The 22043-nt window shown below is 53.7% G+C and carries 17 protein-coding genes; 16 read left to right on the top strand and 1 reads right to left on the bottom strand.

Translation table 11 applies throughout. The features are described 5' to 3' along the window. Window positions 1–61 precede the first annotated feature (61 nt). Genes LOS79_RS31580 through LOS79_RS31615 form a run of 8 tightly spaced genes read left to right on the top strand, consistent with a single transcriptional unit; the run spans window position 62 to window position 11202 of the window. Window positions 62–3031, top strand: coding sequence for an extracellular solute-binding protein (locus LOS79_RS31580; RefSeq protein ID WP_315414967.1), 2970 nt, complete (start codon window positions 62–64; stop codon window positions 3029–3031). Beyond that, window positions 3028–3993: a carbohydrate ABC transporter permease gene (locus LOS79_RS31585; protein WP_315414969.1), complete on the top strand. Its 966-nt coding sequence runs from the start codon at window positions 3028–3030 to the stop codon at window positions 3991–3993. Before LOS79_RS31580 ends, LOS79_RS31585 begins: the two co-directional genes overlap by 4 nt. A gap of 1 nt (window position 3994) precedes the next feature. Then, entirely contained in the window at window positions 3995–4855 is an 861-nt protein-coding gene (locus tag LOS79_RS31590) for a carbohydrate ABC transporter permease (protein WP_315414971.1), read from the top strand. 11 nt (window positions 4856–4866) lie between these two features. Next, window positions 4867–6354 carry a hypothetical protein gene (locus LOS79_RS31595; RefSeq protein ID WP_315414973.1) on the top strand — a complete coding sequence of 496 codons (1488 nt, stop codon included), beginning with the start codon at window positions 4867–4869 and terminating at the stop codon, window positions 6352–6354. Next, on the top strand, window positions 6354–6968 hold the full coding sequence (locus LOS79_RS31600; protein WP_315414975.1) for a Yip1 family protein: 615 nt from the start codon (window positions 6354–6356) through the stop codon (window positions 6966–6968). The genes LOS79_RS31595 and LOS79_RS31600 overlap by 1 nt, the downstream gene beginning before the upstream one ends. Window positions 6969–6986: 18 nt before the next feature. Beyond that, window positions 6987–9326, top strand: coding sequence for a DUF5696 domain-containing protein (locus tag LOS79_RS31605; RefSeq protein WP_315414976.1), 2340 nt, complete (start codon window positions 6987–6989; stop codon window positions 9324–9326). Window positions 9327–9330: 4 nt separating this feature from the next. Beyond that, window positions 9331–10206, top strand: coding sequence for a carbohydrate ABC transporter permease (locus LOS79_RS31610; RefSeq protein ID WP_315414977.1), 876 nt, complete (start codon window positions 9331–9333; stop codon window positions 10204–10206). Between the two features lie 3 nt (window positions 10207–10209). After that, complete coding sequence (locus LOS79_RS31615; protein ID WP_315414979.1) at window positions 10210–11202, top strand: carbohydrate ABC transporter permease; 993 nt, start codon at window positions 10210–10212, stop codon at window positions 11200–11202. A gap of 180 nt (window positions 11203–11382) precedes the next feature. Here LOS79_RS31615 and LOS79_RS31620 read toward each other — a convergent pair whose 3' ends face one another. Then, window positions 11383–12210: a TerC family protein gene (locus LOS79_RS31620; protein WP_315414980.1), complete on the bottom strand. Its 828-nt coding sequence runs from the start codon at window positions 12208–12210 to the stop codon at window positions 11383–11385. Window positions 12211–12944: 734 nt separating this feature from the next. Between LOS79_RS31620 and nifB the strand changes: the two genes are divergently transcribed. The 8 genes from nifB (at window position 12945) to LOS79_RS31660 (ending at window position 22028) form a co-directional block, all read left to right on the top strand. Beyond that, a complete protein-coding gene (gene nifB, locus LOS79_RS31625; protein WP_315414981.1) occupies window positions 12945–14312 on the top strand; it encodes a nitrogenase cofactor biosynthesis protein NifB in 1368 nt (455 codons plus the stop codon). Between the two features lie 6 nt (window positions 14313–14318). Beyond that, complete coding sequence (gene nifH / locus LOS79_RS31630; RefSeq protein ID WP_315414982.1) at window positions 14319–15185, top strand: nitrogenase iron protein; 867 nt, start codon at window positions 14319–14321, stop codon at window positions 15183–15185. Between the two features lie 36 nt (window positions 15186–15221). Beyond that, on the top strand, window positions 15222–16679 hold the full coding sequence (nifD, locus tag LOS79_RS31635; protein WP_315414984.1) for a nitrogenase molybdenum-iron protein alpha chain: 1458 nt from the start codon (window positions 15222–15224) through the stop codon (window positions 16677–16679). Next, complete coding sequence (nifK, locus tag LOS79_RS31640; protein ID WP_315414985.1) at window positions 16676–18235, top strand: nitrogenase molybdenum-iron protein subunit beta; 1560 nt, start codon at window positions 16676–16678, stop codon at window positions 18233–18235. Before nifD ends, nifK begins: the two co-directional genes overlap by 4 nt. A gap of 175 nt (window positions 18236–18410) precedes the next feature. Continuing rightward, on the top strand, window positions 18411–19775 hold the full coding sequence (gene nifE / locus LOS79_RS31645; protein ID WP_315414987.1) for a nitrogenase iron-molybdenum cofactor biosynthesis protein NifE: 1365 nt from the start codon (window positions 18411–18413) through the stop codon (window positions 19773–19775). Next, window positions 19765–21093, top strand: a complete 1329-nt coding sequence (nifN, locus tag LOS79_RS31650; RefSeq protein WP_315414988.1) for a nitrogenase iron-molybdenum cofactor biosynthesis protein NifN — start codon at window positions 19765–19767, stop codon at window positions 21091–21093. Before nifE ends, nifN begins: the two co-directional genes overlap by 11 nt. Further along, on the top strand, window positions 21068–21478 hold the full coding sequence (nifX, locus tag LOS79_RS31655; RefSeq protein WP_315414990.1) for a nitrogen fixation protein NifX: 411 nt from the start codon (window positions 21068–21070) through the stop codon (window positions 21476–21478). The genes nifN and nifX overlap by 26 nt, the downstream gene beginning before the upstream one ends. Next, a complete protein-coding gene (locus LOS79_RS31660) occupies window positions 21462–22028 on the top strand; it encodes a DUF269 domain-containing protein (RefSeq protein WP_315414991.1) in 567 nt (188 codons plus the stop codon). The genes nifX and LOS79_RS31660 overlap by 17 nt, the downstream gene beginning before the upstream one ends. Window positions 22029–22043 lie beyond the last annotated feature (15 nt).

Below are 22043 nucleotides of genomic sequence, written 5' to 3' on the forward strand. Positions count from 1 at the left end.
GTGGGGATTATTTGTGACGGGAGGAGATTAGCGAGTGTTGCGCATACTGCGAAAATATAAAGTGAGTCTGTTGGTTCTGGTCCTGTTAGCGGTCTCCCTCGTGCTCTGGAATCAATCCAGGGGATTTGACAATGCGGCCATGGCGGGCATCCCTGTCTACGCCGATGTGGATGAGAGCTCTGTTCTGGAAAGTGACAGTGTGAGCTCGAAGCTGGAGCCATCCTATTCAAGCTACTATACAGAGCAGGAAAAGAATGGAGCAGCAGACGCTGCGGAATTCGCACTGGTGCTTCCGGCAGCCGGTTACTCCGCGGTGAGCAGCGGGGGAACAGAGCTGCTGGCTGAGCTTGGAGGTAAAGCCGGGCAAGTGCTGGCAATGAATACAGAGGACAGCTGGGCAGAGTATACCTTTTCTGTACCGGCTGACGGCTTCTATCAGATGGGGATGGAATACTACAGCCTTCCCGGTAAACGCTCTTCGATTATCCGCAGCCTGAAGGTGGACGGGAAGTATCTGTTCTCCCAGGTGAAGAAGATGGAATTCCAGCGGATGTGGCAGGAGAGTGCAGAGCCATGGAAGGATAACCAGGGAAATGAATTCAATCCGAAGCGTGAAGAGGTAAGCGGCTGGCAATACCGCGAATTCCGTGATGCTGAAGCCCGCACTGCTGATCCTTTCCGTTTCTACCTGACCAAGGGAGAGCATACGCTGCGGCTGGAAGCGATCCGCGAGCCGGCTGCGCTGAGCGAGCTGCGGATTGTCTCACCGCAAACGCTGCCTTCCTATGCAGAAGTGAAGCAGGAATATGCAGCGAAGGGCTATCAGCCTGTGCAGAATCAGACTGTTAAGATTCAGGCGGAGACCGCATCCCTGCGCTCTGACCCGACACTCAAGCGGATTGAGGACCGCGAGCCGCTGACCGAGCCTTTTGACAAGGATGCCATTGTGCTGAACAGCTTCGGCGGTGTCGGCTGGCGGACCGGCGGGCAATGGGCGGAGTGGAGCTTCGATGTTCCGGAATCCGGGCTCTACAATATCGGCATCCGTTACGGGCAATGGTTCCTGAACGGTATTCCGGTGGAGCGGCGGATTATGATTGACGGCAAGGTGCCGTTCCAGGAAATGAACGCCCTGAAGTTTCCATATAAAGCGGAATGGCAGGTAAACAGGCTCGGCAACGAGGATGGCGCCTACCTCTTCTATCTGGAGCAGGGCAAGCACACGCTGCGCATGGAGGTTCAGGTGTCGGGTGTAGGCCCGATGATTGAAGCTGTTCTGAATACGACGCACAAGATGTCGCTCCTGTCGCGGGAGATTACCCAGGTTACCGGGACGAATCCCGATCCGAACGGGGACTGGAAGCTGGAGCAGAATATTACCAATCTGGTGCCGCGTCTGCATCTGATGGCACGTACGCTTGATGATGCGGTACAGGCGATGTATTCCTTTGGCGTAGAGGAAGGCAGCTCCGAGCTGAGCACCCTGTATGAGGCGCGCGACCGGTTCCTGGAGATGGCGGAGGATACCACAAGTATTCCGTCGCGGCTGCAGCAATTCACCGATCTGCAATCCTCGCTGGGCCTTTGGGTCAATGGCTTAATGAAGCAGAGTATTGTTATGGACTACATCGAAGTGAAATCGGAAGATCAGGCCTGGCCTAAGGATGCAGCTCCCTGGTACACAAGAGCAGGAACGATGAGCTATGACTTCCTCAGCTCCTTCACCAAGGATTACAGCGGTATCGGCAACACCTATAAGGATGGCAAGGTGCTGGATGTCTGGGTCTCACGCGGACGCGACTGGGCCGAGATCATCAAACAAATGATTGATGAGGACTTTACACCAAACACGGGCATCAAGGTGAATGTCAACGTCATTCCGACGGTTGCCGCCGATCAGAAGCAGATCCTGCTGCTGGCCAGCACAGCCGGGCTCGCACCCGATGTAGCACTGGGGGTCGAGGGTGAGGTTCCCATTGACTTTGCTGTACGGAATTCACTCGTTAATCTGAATGAATTCGCGGATTACAAGGAAGTGGCCAGCCGCTTCAGAGCGGGCGCACTCATTCCTTATAAATATGATAACGGCGATTTCGCCCTGCCGGAGAATCAGAATTTCAGCATGCTCTTTTACCGGAAGGATATTATGGAGCAGCTTGGCATCCGGGAGGAGGACATTCCGGATACGTGGCAGGAGGTTATGGACCTGATTCCGCTCCTGCAGCAGAACGGTATGGATTTCTACTACCCGCATGCTCCCAATAATACCAGCCTTGCGATCAATGAGTTTGCTCCGTTCCTGTTCCAGTTCGGCGGGGATTTCTATAAGAATAACGGAACGCAGTCCGGCCTGGATTCACCGGAGGCGCTGGCTGCGATGAAAATGTGGACCGGTCTCTTTACGAATTACAAGCTGCAGAAGCAGGCGGATTTCTATAACCGCTTCCGCTCCGGCGAAATGCCGATCGGGGTAGCGGACTACTCCACCTACATTCTGCTGTCTACAGCCGCTCCCGAGCTTACGGGCTGGTGGGGCATGAAGCCGATGCCGGGCATCGTACAGGAGGACGGCCGGGTTAACCGTTCCACCGGCGGGCTGGCCCAGACCGGAATGATCTTCAAGGACTCCGAGATGAAAGAAGAATCCTGGGAATTCCTGAAATGGTGGACCAGTGCGGATGCGCAGGAGAGCTTTGGTTCTGAGCTGGAATCACTGCTGGGGGTTGAAGCGCGCTGGAATACCGCAAATATTGAAGCGCTGAAGCGGCTTCCATGGCAGCAGGCTGATATTGACGCCATTCTGGAGCAATGGGACTGGTTCAAGGAGCGCGAGGTAGTGCTTGGAGGATATTATACAACCCGCTATATCGCTAACATCTGGAATGAGATTGTGCTGAACGGTAAATTCCCGCGGGAGGCGATGGAGCAGGGTGTGCGTGAAATTAATAAAGAGCTTAATAAGAAACGCGAAGAATTCGGGCTTGAGCAGGCTGGAGCTTCAACTGATTCAGTGGAAGGAGGTCAGAAATGAGCAGTGAGATCATTACACCGGCAGAGGCCGGAGGCGCAGCGGTGATGAAGTCCGGAGCACCCGGCAAATGGGCGCAGCTGTGGATGGATATCAAGAAAAATAAGGTTTCCTATTATTTCCTGGCCCCGTTCCTGCTGCTGTTCTTCATCTTTACCATCGTGCCGATTATTATGTCTGTTGTACTCAGTTTCTCTTACTACAACATTATTGAGACGCCGAGATTCATCGGGTTCTCCAACTATAAGCTGCTGTTTGTGGATGATGATATCTTCCTCAAGGCCGTCGGGATTACGCTTAAATTCGCCTTTATTACAGGCCCGATCGGTTATATTCTGGCCTTCCTGCTGGCTTGGCTGATCAGCCAGATTCCGCAGAAATACCGGTTCTTCTACACCTTGTGCTTCTATCTGCCTTCTATTACCAGCGCGGTGGCAATGTCGGTCGTCTGGCTGTATTTCTTCGCAGGCGACCGCAAGGGACTGCTCAACCATTATCTGATTCAGCTCGGGATTCTCAATGAGCCGTATCTGTTCCTGCAGAATGTCGATTCAATCGTCCCGGTCATTATTATTGTGTCGCTGTGGATGAGCATGGGCGTAGGGTTCCTGGCCTTTCTGGCCGGACTGCAGAATGTGCCGACAGATTTGTATGAGGCCGGCTCAATTGACGGAGTGAAGTACCGCTGGCAGCAGCTGTGGTTCATTACCGTTCCGTCAGTGAAGCCGCAGCTGCTGTTCGGTGCGGTGATGCAGGTCGTCAGCTCGCTGACTGTATTCGATGTCAGCATGCGGCTCGTCGGATTTCCGAGCCCGCTGTACGCGGGCCATACGATCATGGCGCATTTGTTTGACTATGCATTTACCCGGTTCGAAATGGGTTATGCTTCGGCGATTGCCGTACTGCTGTTCTTTCTGATGTTTGGGATGAACCGGCTCATCTTCAGAGTGCTGGGGAGGGATTAGGATGCACAAATTTAAATTACGGCGCCTTGATTACGGCGGTATCTTCCTGTATTTGTTCCTGACTTTATTCGGGCTGCTGATGCTGCTGCCGCTTATTTATATGGCAGTAACCGCTGTTAAGCCGACAAGTGAGCTGTTCATGTTCCCGCCGCGGTTCTTCGTCGTCAATCCGACGCTGATGAACTTCCGCGACCTGCTGCTGATTACCGGAACCTCGGCGGTGCCGTTCTCCCGGTTTATCTTCAACAGCATTATTGTTACGAGTGCTATTGTGGTGGGCGGGGTTGTCATATCGGCCATGGCGGCTTATCCGCTGGCTAAGCATAATATGCCGTTCAAGAGCTTTATCTTCAATATGATTGTTGCCGCATTAATGTTCTCCCCGCTGGTCCTGCAGATTCCGCAATATTTGCTGATCAGCCGCAGCGGACTGATGAACACGTACTGGGCAATGATTCTGCCTTACCTGGCTGCGCCGATGGGGATGTTCCTGATGACGCAGTTCCTGCGCCAGCTGCCGGACGCGCTGCTTGAAGCCGCCCGGATCGACGGCGCTTCCGAATGGAAGGTGTTCTGGGTGCTGGTCATGCCGATGCTGAAACCGGCCATCTCAACCTTTGCCCTGTTCAGCTTCATCTCTGCCTGGAATGATCCGTACCCGTCTATGGTCTATACGACAGTCCAGGAAATGAAGACATTGCCGCTTGCTATCCAGACGATCAGCGGCGGGGCGGGCGTTGTAGCCAGAGTAGGGACCCTGGCGGCAGCGAGCTTCCTGATGATTATCCCGACTATCCTGGTCTTTATCATTACACAGCGGATGGTGCTCCAGACAATGGCCCATTCCGGGCTGAAGGAATAGGGGGCGACTAGATGACTACTCGGCATAGAGTGAAAAAGACACTACTCGGCGTCCTGCTTGTCACGCTGATTCTTCCGCTGCTGCTGCCCCCGGGGCAGGCTGCGGCAGATGCTCCGTACAAGGGATACACCTGGAGCCAGAGGGGCAGTGAGGTACGGTCGATCAACGGATATTTGTATGACTCCTCGATTGATCCCGGAGATACAGAAGCGGGTGTACTGAAAAACCCCGAATCGCTGTATATCGGGGAGGATGACAGCTTATACATTGTCGATACCGGCAACAGCCGGATTCTGCATATGGATCAGAACGGCGGACTAATCAAGATTATCGGCGATGCGGAAGGAAGCGGTAAGCTGCTGGAGCCCAAGGGGGTATATGTCAAAGCGGACGGTACGGTATACGTCGCTGATACCAAAAACCAGCGGATTGCAGTGTTTACTCCGGACGGGAAGTTCGAGAAGGAATTCCTGAAGCCGGAAAGCACGCTGCTTGGGGCAAATTTCTCGTATTCACCCTCCAAGCTGATTGTCGACAAGCGTGATTACATGTATGTGGTCAGCGACGGTAATACCCAGGGTCTGATGCAGATTGACTCGGGCGGCAAATTCAAAGGCTTTTACGGGGCGAACCATGTAGGCTTCTCCTGGACGCGGCTGCTGATTAAGCTGGTAGCCACGAAGGATCAGCAGAGCCAGCTGGCGACAGTGCGCCCATCCGAATTCTCCAATGTGGATCTGGACCAGGAAGGCTTCATTTACAGCACCACGCTCGGTGAAGAGACGAACCAGATTAAGCGCCTCTCGCCTGTAGGTGTGGATACCCTGAATATCGGGAAACACCGGTACGGCAATTATTATACGGACGGCCCGTTCAGTATGGCCTCCTTTATGGGGATCAGCATCGATGCGAACGGGTTCATTACCGCTCTGGACCTGCAGAGCAGCAGGATTTTCCAGTATGACAAACTGGGGAATCTCCTGTTCAGCTTCGGGGGCACCGGTGAGCAGAACGGCCTGTTCGTTACGCCTTCTGCAGTGGATCAGACCTCTGACGGGATGATTTATGTGGTCGATAAAGGGCGGGGCCGGGTTGACCGCTTCCGCACGACACCCTTTGCCGATCTGGTGCATAAGGCCTCCCTGCTGTATGTAGACGGCAGATACGATGAAGCGGAAACGCTGTGGCATGAGGTGCTCCGGCTGAATGCCAATTATGATATGGCTTATCTGGCCATCGGCAAGGCGCTTTATAAAGCGGAGAAGTACAAGGAAGCGATGGGCTACTTCAAGCTGGGAAGCTCCAAATTTGATTATTCCTCATCGTTCCGCGAATACCGCAAGTTGTACATCCGTGAGCATTTCACGCTATTTTTCACCGGTGCCATTGTCTTGCTGCTGGTGCTGTACTGGAGTGTGCCGAAGCTCTACCGCAGATTCCATATATGGCTGTACCGGCGGAGACCGGCTGACCCTGTTCCGGTAAAGGAGGGATTGTGATGAACACTTTGCGGATGATCCACCAGGTGGTTGCCCATCCTTATGAGTTCTATCATGACATTCAAGGTAAACAGCGGATTGCCTGGTTCCAGGCAATTCTTATTATTCTGCTGACCTTTGCAGCGAGAATGATTTCGATTCTGATTACCGGGTATGCGTTTCAGACGCGGGAGCCGCATGAAATTTCGATGTTCCATGAATTCATCTGGCTGGTTGTTCCCTGGCTGACCTGGTGTGTATCGAACTGGGGCGTCAGTACGATTCTGGACGGTGAGGGGAAATTCAAGGAGATTTTTGTAGGCAGTGCCTTTGCCCTGGCTCCTTATATGCTGTTCATTATTCCGGTAACCCTGCTGACGCTGGTGCTCTCGCTGGATGAAGCCTCTACCTTCAATCTGCTGCAGAAGTTCGTAGTGGTATGGGTGGCCTGGCTGATTCTGCTCAAGGTCAAAATCCTGCATGATTTCGAAATCCGCAAGGTGATCTTCATTACGGTGATCAGCCTCGTCGGCATCGCAATTATCTGGTTCGTCGGCATTTTACTGTTCGGCATATCCAATCAGTTCGTATCATTTATCGTTGATCTGCTCAAAGAGCTGAGATTGCGCGCGTAGGGAGGGGAAGGGAACAAGATGATGAAAAAAATGAAGCTGCGTGGCATCCTGCTGATCGTGCTGGTGCTGCTGGTTGCAGCTATAAATATCCCGCCGCTCTATGGCGCTGCCGGTCCGTCTGCTGAACCGTCCGCTGCCCCGCAGGCAGCCGGGGCGGAAGCGGGAAGTGAAGATCAGGCGCAGGAGCCTGCCGCAGAGCAGGAAGCTGTTGAAGCTGCGGCTCCGGCTTCGGCTCCGGCAGAGCCGGCCGTCAAGGCTGAGCTGCAGCCGGTTACGCCGGGAACGAAGGCGCTGGAGAATGACCGTTACATCCTGTATGTGGATGAGAAATCGGGCAATCTGCAGATTACGGACAAACAAACAGGCAAGCAGTGGCTCGGATCGCCGCAGCTGGAGAAGACGGCGATGCCGAACGTCAAGAAGTACACGTCAGCGCCGGTCTATGCCAGATATACACAAGGGGCGGATATTACGCAGATCTACCCGCTCAAGGATGAGGATTCAAGCGTCAAGGTTACGATTGAGCCGGAGGTGGTCCGTGCCGAGTTTGCCTTCGCCAGCCTGAAATTGTCATTTGCGCTGGAGTACCGGCTGACGGATAGCGGCTTTGAGGCGTCCATTCCTGAGGAGTATCTGAAGGAAACCGGCAGTGCAAAGTTTACAAGCATTGAAGTGCTGCCGTTCTTCCATGCAGCGAGGGAGGATCAGAACGGAGCGATGCTGCTGCCGGACGGCTCCGGGGCACTGCTGGAATTCCGCGAGAATCATCCCGGGTATCTGAAGGGATACTCCGAGTACATTTATGGCGGAGACGAGACCTTCGTGAAGCAGAATCATGAGATTACCGATAGCCATTGGCTTAAAGATGCGGCCATGAAGAAGGCCGTCGCCCTGCCTGTCTTCGGAATCTACCAGGAGGATACCGGTTATCTGGCGATCGTGACCAAAGGCGAGACGGATGCGAAGATTAACGGTGTCCCGTCAGGAATCCGTGCAATCTCACTGTACCGGGCATCCAGCGAATTCACACTGCGCAAGGATGATGTCATCTTCGTCGGCACCTCCGGACAGATTCCTTATTATCAAGGAGAGCTGATCAAGAGTGAACGTGCGGTGCGTTATGTGCTGCTGCAGGATGAAGAGGCCGGTTATGTAGGTATGGCGAAGGCATACCGCAATTACCTGCTGGAGGAGGAGCAGATCAAGCCCGCGGCAAGCGGGGATACACCGCTCTATCTTCAGGTACTCGGCGGAATTTCCCGCGATGAGGTCATCGGCTCTACCTTCATCGAGATGTCTACGTTCAAACAGATCAAGGAAATGATCGACCGCTATTATGCCGAGGGCGTATCCCGGCTGGAAATTACCGTATCCGGGTGGTCGAAAGACGGATTATACGGCAATCAGCCGGACCACTTCCCGGTGGCGAAGCAGCTCGGCGGAAGCAAGGGGCTGAAGGAGCTTCAGGCGTATGCGGCGGAGAAAGGCGTAACGCTGTATTTGAAGGCCAATTATGTTAAGCCGTATCAGGAGTCGAATGGGGTTAAGGCCAGCAAGGAGGCCGTACGCGGAATTAACCGTGAAGTGCTCAAGCAGTATATCTATTATCTCTCCAGCGGCTGGAATACGGATAATTACTTCTACCTGCTGAAGCCGGAAGTTATCGCGAAGCGCAGTGCGGCGGAATTAGACGATTATCAAAAGCTGGGGACTGCCGGTGTGCAGTTTGATTATTTCGGCAGCCTGCTGTATTCCGACGAGGATAACAAATCACTGACGGACCGCAAGGAGGCGGAGCGCACTTATGTAACAACACTGGATAATTACCGTCAGGAAAATATCCGTACAGCGGTTGATTACGGCTACGCCTATACGCTTGGACATGTGGACCGTGTGGACGGAGTGCCGCTCGATTCCAGCGGGTTCGTCTATACCGACCGTTCCATTCCGTTTTATCAGCTGGTGGTGCACGGGCTTGTTCCGTATACGGCCAGCCCGGTCAATCTGCTCGATGATTCCCGTGGCCAGGTGCTGCGCGCTCTGGAATATGGAGCGCTTCCGAGCTATGAATTGACGTATGCCAAGTCCAGCGATCTGCAGCGGACGCTGGAGAACCGGCTGTTCAGCTCCGAGCTGAATGACTGGCTCACCCCATCCGCCAAAGCTTATCTTGAGCTGAAGGACGTGTACGATGACATCAGCGGCCAGCAGATGATGAACCATGAGGAGCTGCAGAGCAAGGTCTTCCGGACCACTTATGCAGGCGGTGTCAGTATCATCATTAACTATAATAATCACCCGGTTGGAATATCCGGCCAGACCGTAGAGGCTTACAGCTATGCTGTGACAGGAGGATGAAGAAGTGAAGAAATCAAAGTTATCGATGCGGGCGCGTTATTTCATGGAAGGCTACTCCTTCATCTCCTTGTGGCTGTTCGGCTTCCTGATGTTCATGGCCATCCCGCTGGGCCGTTCGATGTATTATTCCTTTCATGCGCTGAAAGTCAGTAAAGACGGGCTGATCGCCACCTTTGTCGGGACTGAGCATTTCCGGGCGGCGTTTACGACCGATGTGAATTTCCTGCCGCTGCTCAAGGAGACCATGGTGTCGACCTTAACCCAGGTTCCGCTGATCCTGATCTTCTCGCTGTTCTGCGCCATCCTGCTGAACCGCGGCATGATCGGCAAAACCTTTTTCCGCGGCGTCTTCTTCCTGCCGGTGATTATTGCTTCGGGAGCGATTCTCAGCAAGCTGATGGATCAGGGCGCAGCCAATCTGCCGATTTTTTACAACCAGAATCTGTACAACAAGCTATCGGCCTTCATTCCCGGTGATATTCTGGAAACCCTGCTCAAGTATGCTGAGTCGCTGACGCTTGTCATGTGGGATTCCGGGGTGCAGATTCTGATCTTCCTGGCAGGGCTGCAGACAATTTCCATCTCATTGTATGAAGCCGCCAAATGTGACGGGGCAACGGCATGGGAGAGCTTCTGGAAAATTACCTTTCCAATGATTATGCCTATGATGCTGGTCAATACCCTGTTCAGCATCGTCAGCTCCTTCACCAAGGCAGACAATCAGATCATGAGCCATATTCTGAATGTCGTGTTCAAGAACAATGATTTCGGCTATGGCTCCGCTATGGGCTGGATCTACTTTATCTTTATCTTCTTGATTCTGGGCGTAGTATTTCTGCTGTTCCGCAAGTCGCTCGGTGCAACTGAAGGGAGGAAATAAAACATGCTCAAGGAATCGGCAAGTCCGGTCCGTACTGCTAGCGTCGAGTCTGTTACTACCCGACTGAGAGCAAACGGACAGCTGGACAAAACGGCGAAACGCTCACTTCAGGTCATCCATACCGCTTTTTATTATCTGGTCATCCTCAGTTTGAGCTTTGTATTCCTGTATCCGCTGCTCTACATGTTATCCAAATCGATGATGCAAATGCAGGATGTGGCCGATGCCACGGTACAGTGGATTCCCACCAGGCTGAGCTTCCATAATTACACGCTAGCCTGGAAGGCGCTCAATTTCTGGGGCGGCTTCGCCAACAGCGCCATTATCTCCTTCGGCAGTGCGGTGCTGCAGATTCTCAGCTGCTCGCTGGTCGGTTACGGCTTTGCCAGATACCGGTTCCCGGGTTACATGGTCTGTTTTGTACTGCTGCTGTTCACGTTCCTTGTGCCGCCGCAGACGATTGTAGTTCCGCTGTACCTGTTCTTCAGCGATCTGGGCTGGATCAATACCCATCTGCCGTTCGTTATCCCTTCGCTGTTCGGGCATGGTCTGAAGGGAGCACTCTTCGTGCTGATCTTCATCCAGTTCTACCGGAGAATGCCGAATGTGCTGGAAGAGGCGGCCCGTATCGATGGAGCAGGTCCCTTCAGAACGTACTGGAAAATTATGTTCCCGCTGGCTAAGCCGGCGATGCTGATCGTATTCCTGTTCTCGGTCGTGTGGCACTGGAACGACAGCTTCGAGCCGAATACGTATCTGACTACGCCGGATTTCTATAATCTGTCGCAGCGCCTGGCTATGTTCTACGGTACCAATAATCAGGCGGCGGAGGCGATGTCCCAGATGACCTCCGGCTCGATCGGGATGGCCCCGACGGGGCTGAACCAGATTATGGCCGGCTGTATCCTCGCCATTCTGCCGATCCTGATTCTGTATCTCTTCGTGCAGCGTCATTTCGTGGAAAGTGTGGAACGCTCCGGGATTGCCGGAGAATAAGCACTCTAGCCGGCCTGTGCCTGATCATACTAAAAGCCCGCTTCTGCCATTACGGCAGGAACGGGCTTTTGCTTGTGTACTACTGTGGTTGCTTATGTGTTAATGCAGCGTCTTCCTATACGAAATAATTGGAAAAAGTACATTTATTCGTCCGGTGTCAGCCAGCCAGAGCCGCAAAGCTTACTTCCCGAGCTGCTTGTCGACTTCCCGTACGGGGTTCTCGCCGACATTTGTTTCTTCTACCTTGCTGCTCATGAACCATCCGGTAGCCGCAATGATAATCAGGACCACGTAGAAGGTAAGCTTCCACCAGGTGCTGTGCGCGAAGTCTTCGGACAATACACCAAGCGAAGGGTGTGCCAGGGTGATGACAGCGAGCTTGATCCCTACCCAGCCGACAATGAAGAAGGCGGCAACTTCAAGACCTGGACGGGTATGCAGCAGCTTAACGAAGACGGAGGCCGCGAAACGCATAATGACCAGACCGATGAATCCGCCCGCAAAGATGACGAGGAATTGTCCACCGTCGAGGCCGCCGATCTTGCCGATTCCGCTTGGCGGAAGAGCAACGGCGAGGGCAACAGCTGCAAGGATGGAGTCAACCGCAAAAGCGATGTCGGCAATTTCTACCTTCAGCACGGTAAGCCAGAAGCTGGATTTCTTTTTGTTTACAGCTCCGGCCGTGCCGCTTTCAGCAGCTTCTTCTGTGACAGGTTTCTTGAACAGCACTTTCCTGAAAATATGATTTCCCGCTATAAACAATAGATAAAGCGCGCCGATGGCTTGTACCTGCCAGATATCGACCAGGAAAGAAATGACGAAAAGTGATCCGGCCCGGAACACGAACGCTCCTGCCAATCCATAAAAGAGCGCCTTCTTACGTTCCTCATCAGGAAGATGTTTAACCATGATTGCAAGTACAAGTGCGTTGTCTGCGGCGAGCAGGCCCTCCAGTGCGACCAGAACGAGCAATACCCATCCGTATTCTAATAATAATCCCCAATCCATTCCTGTTTCCTCCTCATGTGGCTCTGGATACTTTTTTGATAAAAAATACCCTTATTACCATTATTGTAACCAAAATTATATAAAAAAGACCTTTACCAAACAGATTAGCCTTTGGGATAAAGGACTAACCTGATTGGTAAAGGTCTCGCTAACAAATGATATATTTGCCGATAAAACCGGAGAATATCCTCATATTCTCGTATTGACGATTTTATCTAACAGCTACTCCCCTTTACGGGATATGAAATTTAAGAGTTATACCTTGGAACCTACAGGTATCATATATGACTTATTAGCTGTTGTCAATGCTTATGAGAACAAATATCAATAGAAAATGACTCTTCTGAAAACGGAAACATGATATGTTCAAGTTATATAACTTGACATCTGATTTGTCAAAACGGAAAACATGAGGAAATAAAAGGGTTTTCAAGCTTTTAGCTAATTGACGGTACCTGCTAATGAAAATATGATGAGACTAATTAAAGCGGTCAAGCGAGGTTGGTGTTATATAACATGACTCAAACTAAACGCGAAGCCAAAATAAGTGTCGTACCGGTTAGGATGAAGGAAGATAAGCTCACAAAACTTAAGCCTATGCTTCCGAAGCGAGTTTTACTGCGAAGAGGTTTCAAGAAGTGATGCTCCGTAAAACTGAGCCTATGCTTCCGAAGCGAGTTTTGCACGCAGATTATTCAAGATGCTAAGCTCACAAAACTTTTAGGAGGTGGGAAATGATGCAGCCGTCATGTATATCAAATGAAGCAGAGGAGGAGATCAGCCGCCACCCTTGCTACAGTGAGGAGGCCCACCGGTTCTACGCCCGGATGCACATCCCGGTTGCTCCCGCCTGTAACATCCAGTGCAATTACTGCAACCGCAAGTTCGACTGTGTGAATGAGAGCAGGCCGGGTGTAGTCAGTGAAGTGCTTACCCCGGAGCAGGCAGAACGTAAGGTAAGAGGCGTTGCCGCCCAACTGATGCAGCTCTCGGTTGTAGGGGTAGCCGGACCCGGAGATCCGCTGGCGAATCCGGAGCAGACCTTTGATACCTTTGCCCGGGTCAAGCGGCATGTGCCGGATGTCTCCCTTTGTCTAAGTACCAATGGACTTACGCTGTACCGGCATATGGATGAGATTATCGAGCTCGGCATCCGCCATGTCACCATCACCATTAATGCGATCGATCCTGAAGTCGGCCAGGCAATTTATCCCTGGGTATCCGATGAAGGGGTCCGGTACGAAGGAAGGGAAGCAGCCGAGCTGCTGATCAGCCGTCAGCTGCTGGGACTTGAAATGCTGGCAAAGCTGGGGATTCTGGTTAAAGTCAATTCCATTATGATTCCGGGGGTCAATGATCATCATCTGCCCGCAGTGTCCCGGAGAGTAAAAGAGCTCGGGGCTACGCTGCACAATGTAACGCCGCTGATTATCGCGCCGGGCAGCCAGTACGAAGCGGATGGGCGCAAGGCGCCCCGTCCGAAGGAGCTGCTTAACCTGCAGGAGCTGCTCGGCAGGGACGGCATGAAGGTTATGCGCCACTGCCGGCAATGCCGGGCTGATGCCATCGGGCTGCTGGGCCAGGACCGCAACCAGGACTTCCCGCTGGAAGCGATGGAAGAGGAACCGGCCGTTAATGAAGAAGCCAGGGCCATGTTCCAGAGTGAGCTCGATACCAAGATCCGCGAGCGTGTCAAAGCCAAACAAGCCAGGCGCCTGCGGGAAGGCGGGCCGAAGACCCGAGTTGCAGTGGCTACAAGAGGTGGTGACAAGGTCAACCAGCATTTCGGGCATGCGACAGAGTTCCTGGTATACGATACCGACGGAACGGATGTACAGCTGCTCGGAGTCCGCAAGATTCAAGCTTACTGTCATGGCACTGCAGACTGCAACGGCGACAAAGCCGCCACGCTGCAGGAAATCATCTCGATTCTAAATGACTGCCGGATTCTTCTCTGCTCCGGGATCGGCGACGCTCCAAGAGCCAGCCTGAACAAAGCCGGAGTACTGCCGCTCGTCCGCAAAGGCGGAATACAGGAAGCCATTCTCGAAAGCGTCAAATACAGCTCATATTTTGAAAATATAAACATTTCGAAGGGATGATGAACAATGAGACAAATAGCTTTCTACGGTAAAGGCGGTATCGGCAAATCGACAACTTCACAAAACACCCTGGCTCAGCTGGCTACAAAATTCGGACAAAGAATTATGATTGTCGGCTGTGACCCTAAAGCCGATTCAACCCGTCTGATCCTGAACACGAAGGCGCAAAACTCTGTACTTGAATTAGCGGCTGAGCTTGGCTCGGTAGAGGATCTTGAGCTAGAAGATGTGCTGCAGACCGGCTTCGGCGACATTATTAATGTGGAATGCGGCGGGCCTGAACCGGGTGTAGGGTGCGCGGGACGCGGGATTATTACCGCCATTAACTTCCTGGAGCAGGAAGGGGCCTATCAGGATCTGGATTTCGTCTCCTATGACGTACTCGGTGACGTGGTATGCGGCGGTTTCGCCATGCCGATCCGCGAAGGCAAGGCGCAGGAAATATACATTGTCTGTTCCGGTGAGATGATGGCGATGTATGCTGCGAACAATATTGCCCGCGGGATTCTGAAGTATGCCACCAGCGGCGGCGTCAGACTCGGCGGCCTGATCTGCAACAGCCGTAACACGGACCGAGAAGATGAGCTGATTATGGAGCTGGCCCGCCGACTGAATACGCAGATGATTCATTTTGTGCCGCGTGACAATATCGTTCAGCATGCCGAGCTGCGCAGAATGACGGTTGCCCAGTATAATCCTAACCATTCGCAGGCGAAAGAATATGAGAAGCTGGCCGAGAAGATTCTTAACAATAAAATGCTGACCATCCCTACTCCGATTTCAATGGAAGAGCTGGAAGAGCTGCTGATGGAATTCGGCATCATTGAAGACGAAGAAGCGGCCATCAAGAAGCTGCAGGCATCCGGCCAATAAGATATCAGCCTGTTCCAAGATAAGGAGGGTCAACCCATGGGACTGAATATTGAAGAGAATCAGAAGCTGATAGATGACATTCTGGAGGCTTACCCGAAAAAAGCGCGGAAAGACCGCGAGAAGCACTTTCAGGTTGCGAGTGAGAAAGCGATCGACTGCGGCACCTGTGCAGTAAAGTCCAATATCAAATCCCGTCCAGGTGTAATGACTCCGCGCGGCTGCGCCTATGCAGGCTCCAAAGGGGTTGTATGGGGTCCGATTAAGGACATGGTTCATATCAGCCACGGGCCTGTCGGCTGCGGGCAGTACAGCTGGGGCTCGCGCCGCAACTTCGCAAACGGAACGCTGGGGATCGACAACTTTACGGCGATGCAGATCACCAGTGATTTTCAGGAGACGGATATTGTCTTCGGCGGGGATAAGAAGCTGGCGGTGATCATGCGTGAGATTACGGAGATGTTTCCGCTCGCCAAAGGGATCTCCGTGCAATCCGAGTGCCCGGTCGGTCTGATCGGTGATGATATTGAGGCAGTCTCCAAAAAGATGTCCAAGGAGCTGGATATGCCTATCGTCCCTGTCCGCTGCGAAGGGTTCCGCGGGGTCAGCCAGTCACTGGGCCATCATATCGCCAATGATGCGATCCGTGATTTCGTGATGGGACGCGCGGAGCTGGCGGAGACCGGACCTTATGATGTTAACATTATCGGCGACTACAATATCGGCGGGGATGCCTGGGCTTCCCGTATCCTGCTGGAAGAAATGGGGCTGCGCGTCATTGCCCAATGGTCCGGCGACGGCTCGCTTAATGAGCTGGAAGTGGCGCATAAAGCAAAGCTGAACCTGATCCACTGCCACCGTTCCATGAACTACATGGTCGATCATATGGAGAAGGCGTACGGCATTCCCTGGCTGGAATACAATTTCTTCGGACCGACCAAGACTTATGAGAGCTTACGGGCAATTGCCGCACTGTTCGATGCCACCATCCAGGAGAACTGTGAGCAGATGATCGCCAAATATAAGCCGGTCATGGATGCCGTTATCAATAAATATAGACCCCGCCTGGAAAATAAAACCGTCATGCTGATGATCGGGGGCCTCCGTTCCCGCCATACGATCGGCGCATATGAGGATCTGGGGATGGATATCGTAGCCTCCGGTTATGAATTCGCCCATAAGGATGACTATGAGAAGATGCTTCCGATGCTGGAAGAAGGAACGATTGTTATGGATGATCCAACAGCCTATGAACTGGAAGAGCTGACCAAGAGAATGAATATTGATCTGGTGGGGTCGGGCGTGAAGGAGAAGTATGTGTATCACAAAATGGGTGTTCCGTTCCGCCAGATGCACTCGTGGGATTACAGCGGCCCGTACCATGGCTTCGACGGCTTCAAGGTTTTTGCCAAGGACATGGATATGACTGTGAACAGTCCGGTATGGGAGCTGGTATCCCGGAAATCCAAAATCCAGGCAGAGGAGGCGAGCATATGAGTAAGGATGAACTGAACATTAAAGACAACACCAGTCTGTTCAAGGAAGAACGTTACGTTCAGCAGCGGGAGAACAAGAAACAGTTCGAAGCGCCCTGCAGCGAGCAGGAAACGGCCGAAGCGCTTGCCTACTCCAAATCTGCTGAATATATGGAGAAGAACTTTAACCGCCAGAATGTGGTCATTAATCCGCACAAAGCCTGCCAGCCGCTCGGTTCCGTTATGGCAGCGCTCGGATTCGAGAAAACACTGCCGTTCGTTCACGGGTCGCAGGGCTGTAATGCTTACTTCCGCAGCCATCTCAGCCGTCACTTTAAAGAGCCTACGCCATCTGTCTCCACTTCCATGACTGAGGATGCGGCCGTATTCGGCGGGATGAATAACCTGATCGACGGCCTTGAGAATAGCGTAGCGCTCTATAAACCGGAGATGGTAGCGATCTGTACCACCTGTATGGCTGAGGTTATCGGGGATGACCTGAACTCTTTCATCGGGAATGCCCGGATTAAAGGGGTGATCAGTGAAGAGTACCCGGTCGCTTACTGTAATACACCAAGCTTCGTAGGTTCACATATTACAGGTTATGATGCCATGATCAAAGGAATTATCAGCTACCTCTACACCCGTTCGGGGATCGAGAGCAAGCCGGGGAGCGGAGCGGAAAGCGGGGAGAAGCTGAATGTCCTGCTCGGCTTCGAACCTTACACCGGAAATTTTGCGGAGATGCGCAAGATTCTGGGAGCGTTCGATACCCAATATACCCTTCTGGGAGATCACAGCGGAAACTATGACTCGCCGGCTACCGGAGAGTACGAATACTACTATGGCGGCACGAAGCTTGAGGATGTACCGCAGGCGGCCAATGCCCTGGGAACCCTGTCCCTGCAAAAGTATACGCTCAAGAAAACGCAGGAATATATCAGCGGCACCTGGAACCAGCAGATTACTGCCTTATCGACACCGCTGGGGATTAAGGGTACGGATAAATTGCTGGAAGCGGTCAGCGAACTGACCGGCCTGCCGGTTCCGGCTTCCCTTAGCGAAGAACGAGGCCGCGTAGTGGATGCGCTCATGGACAGCCATCCTTACCTGCACGGCAAGCGGGTTGCGCTTGTAGGGGACCCGGATCTGCTGATCGGACTGATCGGCTTCTGTCTGGAGACCGGGATGGAGCCGGTGCATATCATCTGCTCGAACGGTGATGTGGATTACAATGAAGTGAAATTCAAGGATGAGGCAGAAGCGCTGCTGGCGTCCAGCCCGTATGGTTCAGAAGCAGCTGTGCATGTCGGCAAGGACCTGTGGCATATGCGTTCGCTGCTGCTGAATGACAGCGTTGATCTGGCAATTGGCAGTTCGCATCTGAAGTTCGCCGCCAAGGATGCAGAGGTGCCTCTGGTACGGATCGGCTTCCCGATCTTTGACCGTCACCATATGCACCGGTATCCGATTATCGGATACCAGGGCACGCTGAATCTGCTCAGCCTGATCGTTAACACGATTCTTCAGCAGCTTGATGATAATAATTCCGGTTTTAATTTTGAACTGGTGCGTTAGAGAAAAATCCGGAGCCAGCAGTGAATTATAAATACAAGTATTTGAATATATGTAAAATATAACTCTCCTGGCCCTCACGGGCCGGGATTCTTGCCATCATGTACATTTGCCGCCTCAGGAATGACTCAAGATTCGCGTGATATCCAGCATCTTAAGCGAAGGAGATGAAGAGCCGATGGACCCTGTTCGACAAGACGAATTTGATTCCGAGGCTTGCGGGAGCATAGCTCCCAAAGCAAAGCCCTGTCCGCGGCCCAAGCCGGGTGAAGCAGCTGGAGGCTGCTCCTTCGACGGAGCCCAAATTACGCTGCTGCCGATTATGGATGCTGCCCACCTGGTCCATGGACCGATTGCCTGTGCCGGAAACAGCTGGGAGAGCAGAGGAACCCTGAGCAGCGGGCCCTCCTTGTCCCAATACGGCTTTGCTACAGATCTGACGGATTCCGATATTATTTTCGGCGGCGAGAAGAAATTGAAGGAAAGCATCGACTATATTGCCGGGCGCTTTGCGCCTCCGGCAATATTTGTATATTCAACCTGTGTAACTGCGCTGACCGGTGAAGATATGGACGCTGTCTGCAAGACTGCTGCCGAGCGGATTGGAATTCCGGTCATCCCGGTGAACAGTCCCGGGTTTGTAGGCAGCAAGAATCTCGGCAACCGGCTGGCGGGGGATGCGCTGCTGCAGTATGTCATCGGCACGGGAGAACCGGAGCCGGGGACTCCGCTGGGCGTGAATCTGATCGGTGAATACAATATTGCCGGCGAAATGTGGGATATTGAGAAGCTGATGAACAGTGCGGGAATCTCAGTAACCTCACGGATAACGGGAGACGCCCGCTATAAGGAGATCACCTGGGCCCACCGGGCCAAGGTGAATATGGTGGTCTGCAGCCGGGCGCTGCTCGGCCTGGCCCGGGAGATGGAGTCCAGATACGGGATTCCTTACTTTGAAGGCTCCTTCTACGGTGCGAAGGAGACGACCTATTCGTTGCGCCAGATGGCTTATCTAATGAATGACCGCGAGATGGAGCGGCGGGTGGACCGGCTGACGGAACGGGAAGAGGCGAGGCTCAGCCAGGATCTGCGGCCTTACCGGAAGCTGCTGAAGGGGAAGCGGGCCGTGCTCTACACCGGCGGTGTCAAAAGCTGGTCGGTCATTTCGGCGCTTAAGGAGCTTGGGGTGCAGGTAGTCGGAGTGGGCACGAATAAAAGCACGGAGGATGATGTGCGGCGGATTGCCGACCGGGTAGGCGATGATACCGAATATATTCCGGAAGGCGGAGCGAGCCGGATTCTCAAGACGGTAAAAGAACGCAAGGCGGATATTATGATCGCCGGCGGGCGCAATATGTACGTGGCGATGAAGGAGCAGATTCCGTTCATCGATATCAACCAGGAGCGGCATAAAGCGTATGCCGGGTACGAGGGAGTGCTGCGGCTGGCCAAGGAGCTGACCTATTCATTGGCGAATCCGGTCTGGAAGCTTGCGGCAAGCCCTGCTCCATGGGACAGGGAGGGGCCGGCTTATGAACGTTAACCGGAGAAAGAAGCCCGCCTCAGTCAATCCGCTGAAGATCGGCCAGTCGCTGGGTGCTGTGCTGGCGCTGCAGGGCTGCTACCGGGCAATGCCGCTGATTCACGGCTCCCAGGGCTGCTCCGCTTTTCCGAAGGCGCTGCTGACCCGGCATTTCCGGGAACCGATTGCAGTGCAGACCTCGGCGCTGCAGGAGATGGACGTGATCTTCGATGCCAACCGCAATCTGGAGGAGGCGCTGAATCTGGTGCTGAGCAAACACCGCCCCGATATTATCGGCATCATCGGAACCGAATTGACGGATGTGGCCGGAGTGGATTATCAGACGATGCTCAAGACCTATAAAAGAGAGCGGAATATGCGCGGAGGGCTGGCCTTCTCCGTGGTGCTGCCTGATTTCCGCGGATCGCTGGAATCCGGCTACAGCGCCACTGTGGAAGCGATGATTGATGAGATGATCCAGCAGGCCGGGCACAAGGGCTCCCGGAGTGTCAATACCCGGCAGATCACGCTGCTGCCCGGCTCCTTCCTGACTCCTGCTGATGTGATGGAGCTGAAGGAGATGATCGCCTCCTTCGGATTTGAGGCGATTGCCCTGCCGGATATCTCAACCTCCTTGTCCGGACATCTGCTCACCGGCTTCTCGCCGCTGACCCGGGGAGGCGTTCCGCTGGACTCCATGCTGCAGAGCCTGCAGTCCGGACTGACCATTGCCATCGGCGGCAGTATGGAGCGGCCGGCAAGAAGGCTGCATAATGCTCTGGGTACACCCTATAAGGTGTTCGGAGGGGCGATGGGTCTTAAGGCTTCCGACGAGCTGCTGTATTTCCTGCATCAGATCAGCGGTGAGCCGGTACCCGTACGTTATTGCTGGCAAAGGGAGAATCTGCTCGATACTATGCTGGATGCCCATTTCCAATTCGCGGGAATGTCGGCTCTGGCAGCTCTGGAGCCGGATCATTTGTATTCAGTCTCCGGGTGGCTTACGGAGCTTGGGGTAGAGCAGAAGGCGCTGATTGCGTCTTATGAAACCCCGCTCGTTGCCGGCATGGACCGTGAGATTTGGATAGGTGACCTGGATGATGCCGAGGTACTGGGCAAAGGGGCTGATCTCTGGATCAGCAACTCTCACGGCCTTGCGGGAGCCGGGCGGAACGGGGCGGCCTTCATGCCGGCCGGATTTCCGGTCTGGAGTGAGCTTGGCGCCTATATGTCGGTCTCAGTCGGTTACAGGGGAGCCTTGGAATGGACCAATAAAGCAGGGAATCTGCTAATGCAAAGGGAGGCAGGGCGCCGTGAAGATCGCATTCGCCACAGATGATGGAAACCGGGTTAATGCCCATTTCGGCCAAAGTCCGATGTTCGCTGTCTATAATGTAACGAAAGCCGGTGCGGAGCTCATTGAACTGCGTAAGCTGCCTGCAGTGCTCAATCAGGATGAAGCCGGGAAGATCGACAGCCGCCTGGAGGCTGTAGGAGACTGTACGCTGATTTTTATTATGCAGATCGGTGCATCTGCAGCCGCGCGTGTGACACGGCGCAAGATCATGCCCGTCAAGGTTCCGCCGGGCAGTCCGATTGATGAACAGCTGAAGAGGCTGGTGGAGATGCTTCAGGGCAAGCCGCCGATGTGGCTGGCGAAGGTGCTGCGGGCCGAAGAAGAAAACGGGAGCGAAGGGGGAGACGCAGATGGAACCCATGGCTAATGAGAATGCTGCGCTACAGGAGCGTGAGTTTACAGGAACAGCGGCAATAAGACCCCGCAGCCGGAAAGTGCGCAAGGAACCGGATCAGGAGCTTGCGGATGCACTGGTCCGCCGGTTATGCCAGCTGCTGGATGCTGGGGATTTCTTCGGGCGGCATGCCCTGCTGCCGCCGCTGGAGAAGCTGGAGAAGCTGTACCTGGCGTCCTCTGAGGATAAGAGCCAGTCCGAATTCAACTGTGCGGTATCACCGAAGGTACGCCAGCAGGTGCCGCTGCTCTTTCAGGCGATGGCAGGAGTGATGGAAGAGCAGACCGGGTTTATGATCCAGAGCACAGCTGAGATTAACGGCGAGGGCTTCGGGCGGGGGCTGCTGTACAGCGGCCGGGTCATTCTGGTGCTCCGGAGCCTGCGGGCCGGATTTCCCTTCCCGTTCACTTCGGCCGAGAAGACCATCCGTTACGGGGCCGAGTGTATAGAGGAAGGGCTGGCTTTTCTGGACAAATATAAAGAAATAACCTCACAGCACGGGCTGCTTAGCCTGGAGGGGTAGAGCAGGGATCCGTAC

Origin of the sequence: Paenibacillus sp. MMS20-IR301, assembly GCF_032302195.1 — a bacterium.
Classification (GTDB): domain Bacteria; phylum Bacillota; class Bacilli; order Paenibacillales; family Paenibacillaceae; genus Paenibacillus_AQ.

Excerpts from the sequence above, each read along its gene's own strand:
- LOS79_RS31585 (WP_315414969.1), top strand. The coding sequence starts at position 3,028 with ATGAGCAGTGAGATCATTACACCGGCAGAGGCCGGAGGCGCAGCGGTG.
- LOS79_RS31590 (WP_315414971.1), top strand. The coding sequence starts at position 3,995 with ATGCACAAATTTAAATTACGGCGCCTTGATTACGGCGGTATCTTCCTG.
- LOS79_RS31595 (WP_315414973.1), top strand. The coding sequence starts at position 4,867 with ATGACTACTCGGCATAGAGTGAAAAAGACACTACTCGGCGTCCTGCTT.
- LOS79_RS31600 (WP_315414975.1), top strand. The coding sequence starts at position 6,354 with ATGAACACTTTGCGGATGATCCACCAGGTGGTTGCCCATCCTTATGAG.
- LOS79_RS31605 (WP_315414976.1), top strand. The coding sequence starts at position 6,987 with ATGATGAAAAAAATGAAGCTGCGTGGCATCCTGCTGATCGTGCTGGTG.
- LOS79_RS31615 (WP_315414979.1), top strand. The coding sequence starts at position 10,210 with ATGCTCAAGGAATCGGCAAGTCCGGTCCGTACTGCTAGCGTCGAGTCT.
- LOS79_RS31620 (WP_315414980.1), bottom strand. The coding sequence starts at position 12,210 with ATGGATTGGGGATTATTATTAGAATACGGATGGGTATTGCTCGTTCTG.
- nifB (WP_315414981.1), top strand. The coding sequence starts at position 12,945 with ATGATGCAGCCGTCATGTATATCAAATGAAGCAGAGGAGGAGATCAGC.
- nifH (WP_315414982.1), top strand. The coding sequence starts at position 14,319 with ATGAGACAAATAGCTTTCTACGGTAAAGGCGGTATCGGCAAATCGACA.
- nifD (WP_315414984.1), top strand. The coding sequence starts at position 15,222 with ATGGGACTGAATATTGAAGAGAATCAGAAGCTGATAGATGACATTCTG.
- nifK (WP_315414985.1), top strand. The coding sequence starts at position 16,676 with ATGAGTAAGGATGAACTGAACATTAAAGACAACACCAGTCTGTTCAAG.
- nifE (WP_315414987.1), top strand. The coding sequence starts at position 18,411 with ATGGACCCTGTTCGACAAGACGAATTTGATTCCGAGGCTTGCGGGAGC.
- nifN (WP_315414988.1), top strand. The coding sequence starts at position 19,765 with ATGAACGTTAACCGGAGAAAGAAGCCCGCCTCAGTCAATCCGCTGAAG.
- LOS79_RS31660 (WP_315414991.1), top strand. The coding sequence starts at position 21,462 with ATGGAACCCATGGCTAATGAGAATGCTGCGCTACAGGAGCGTGAGTTT.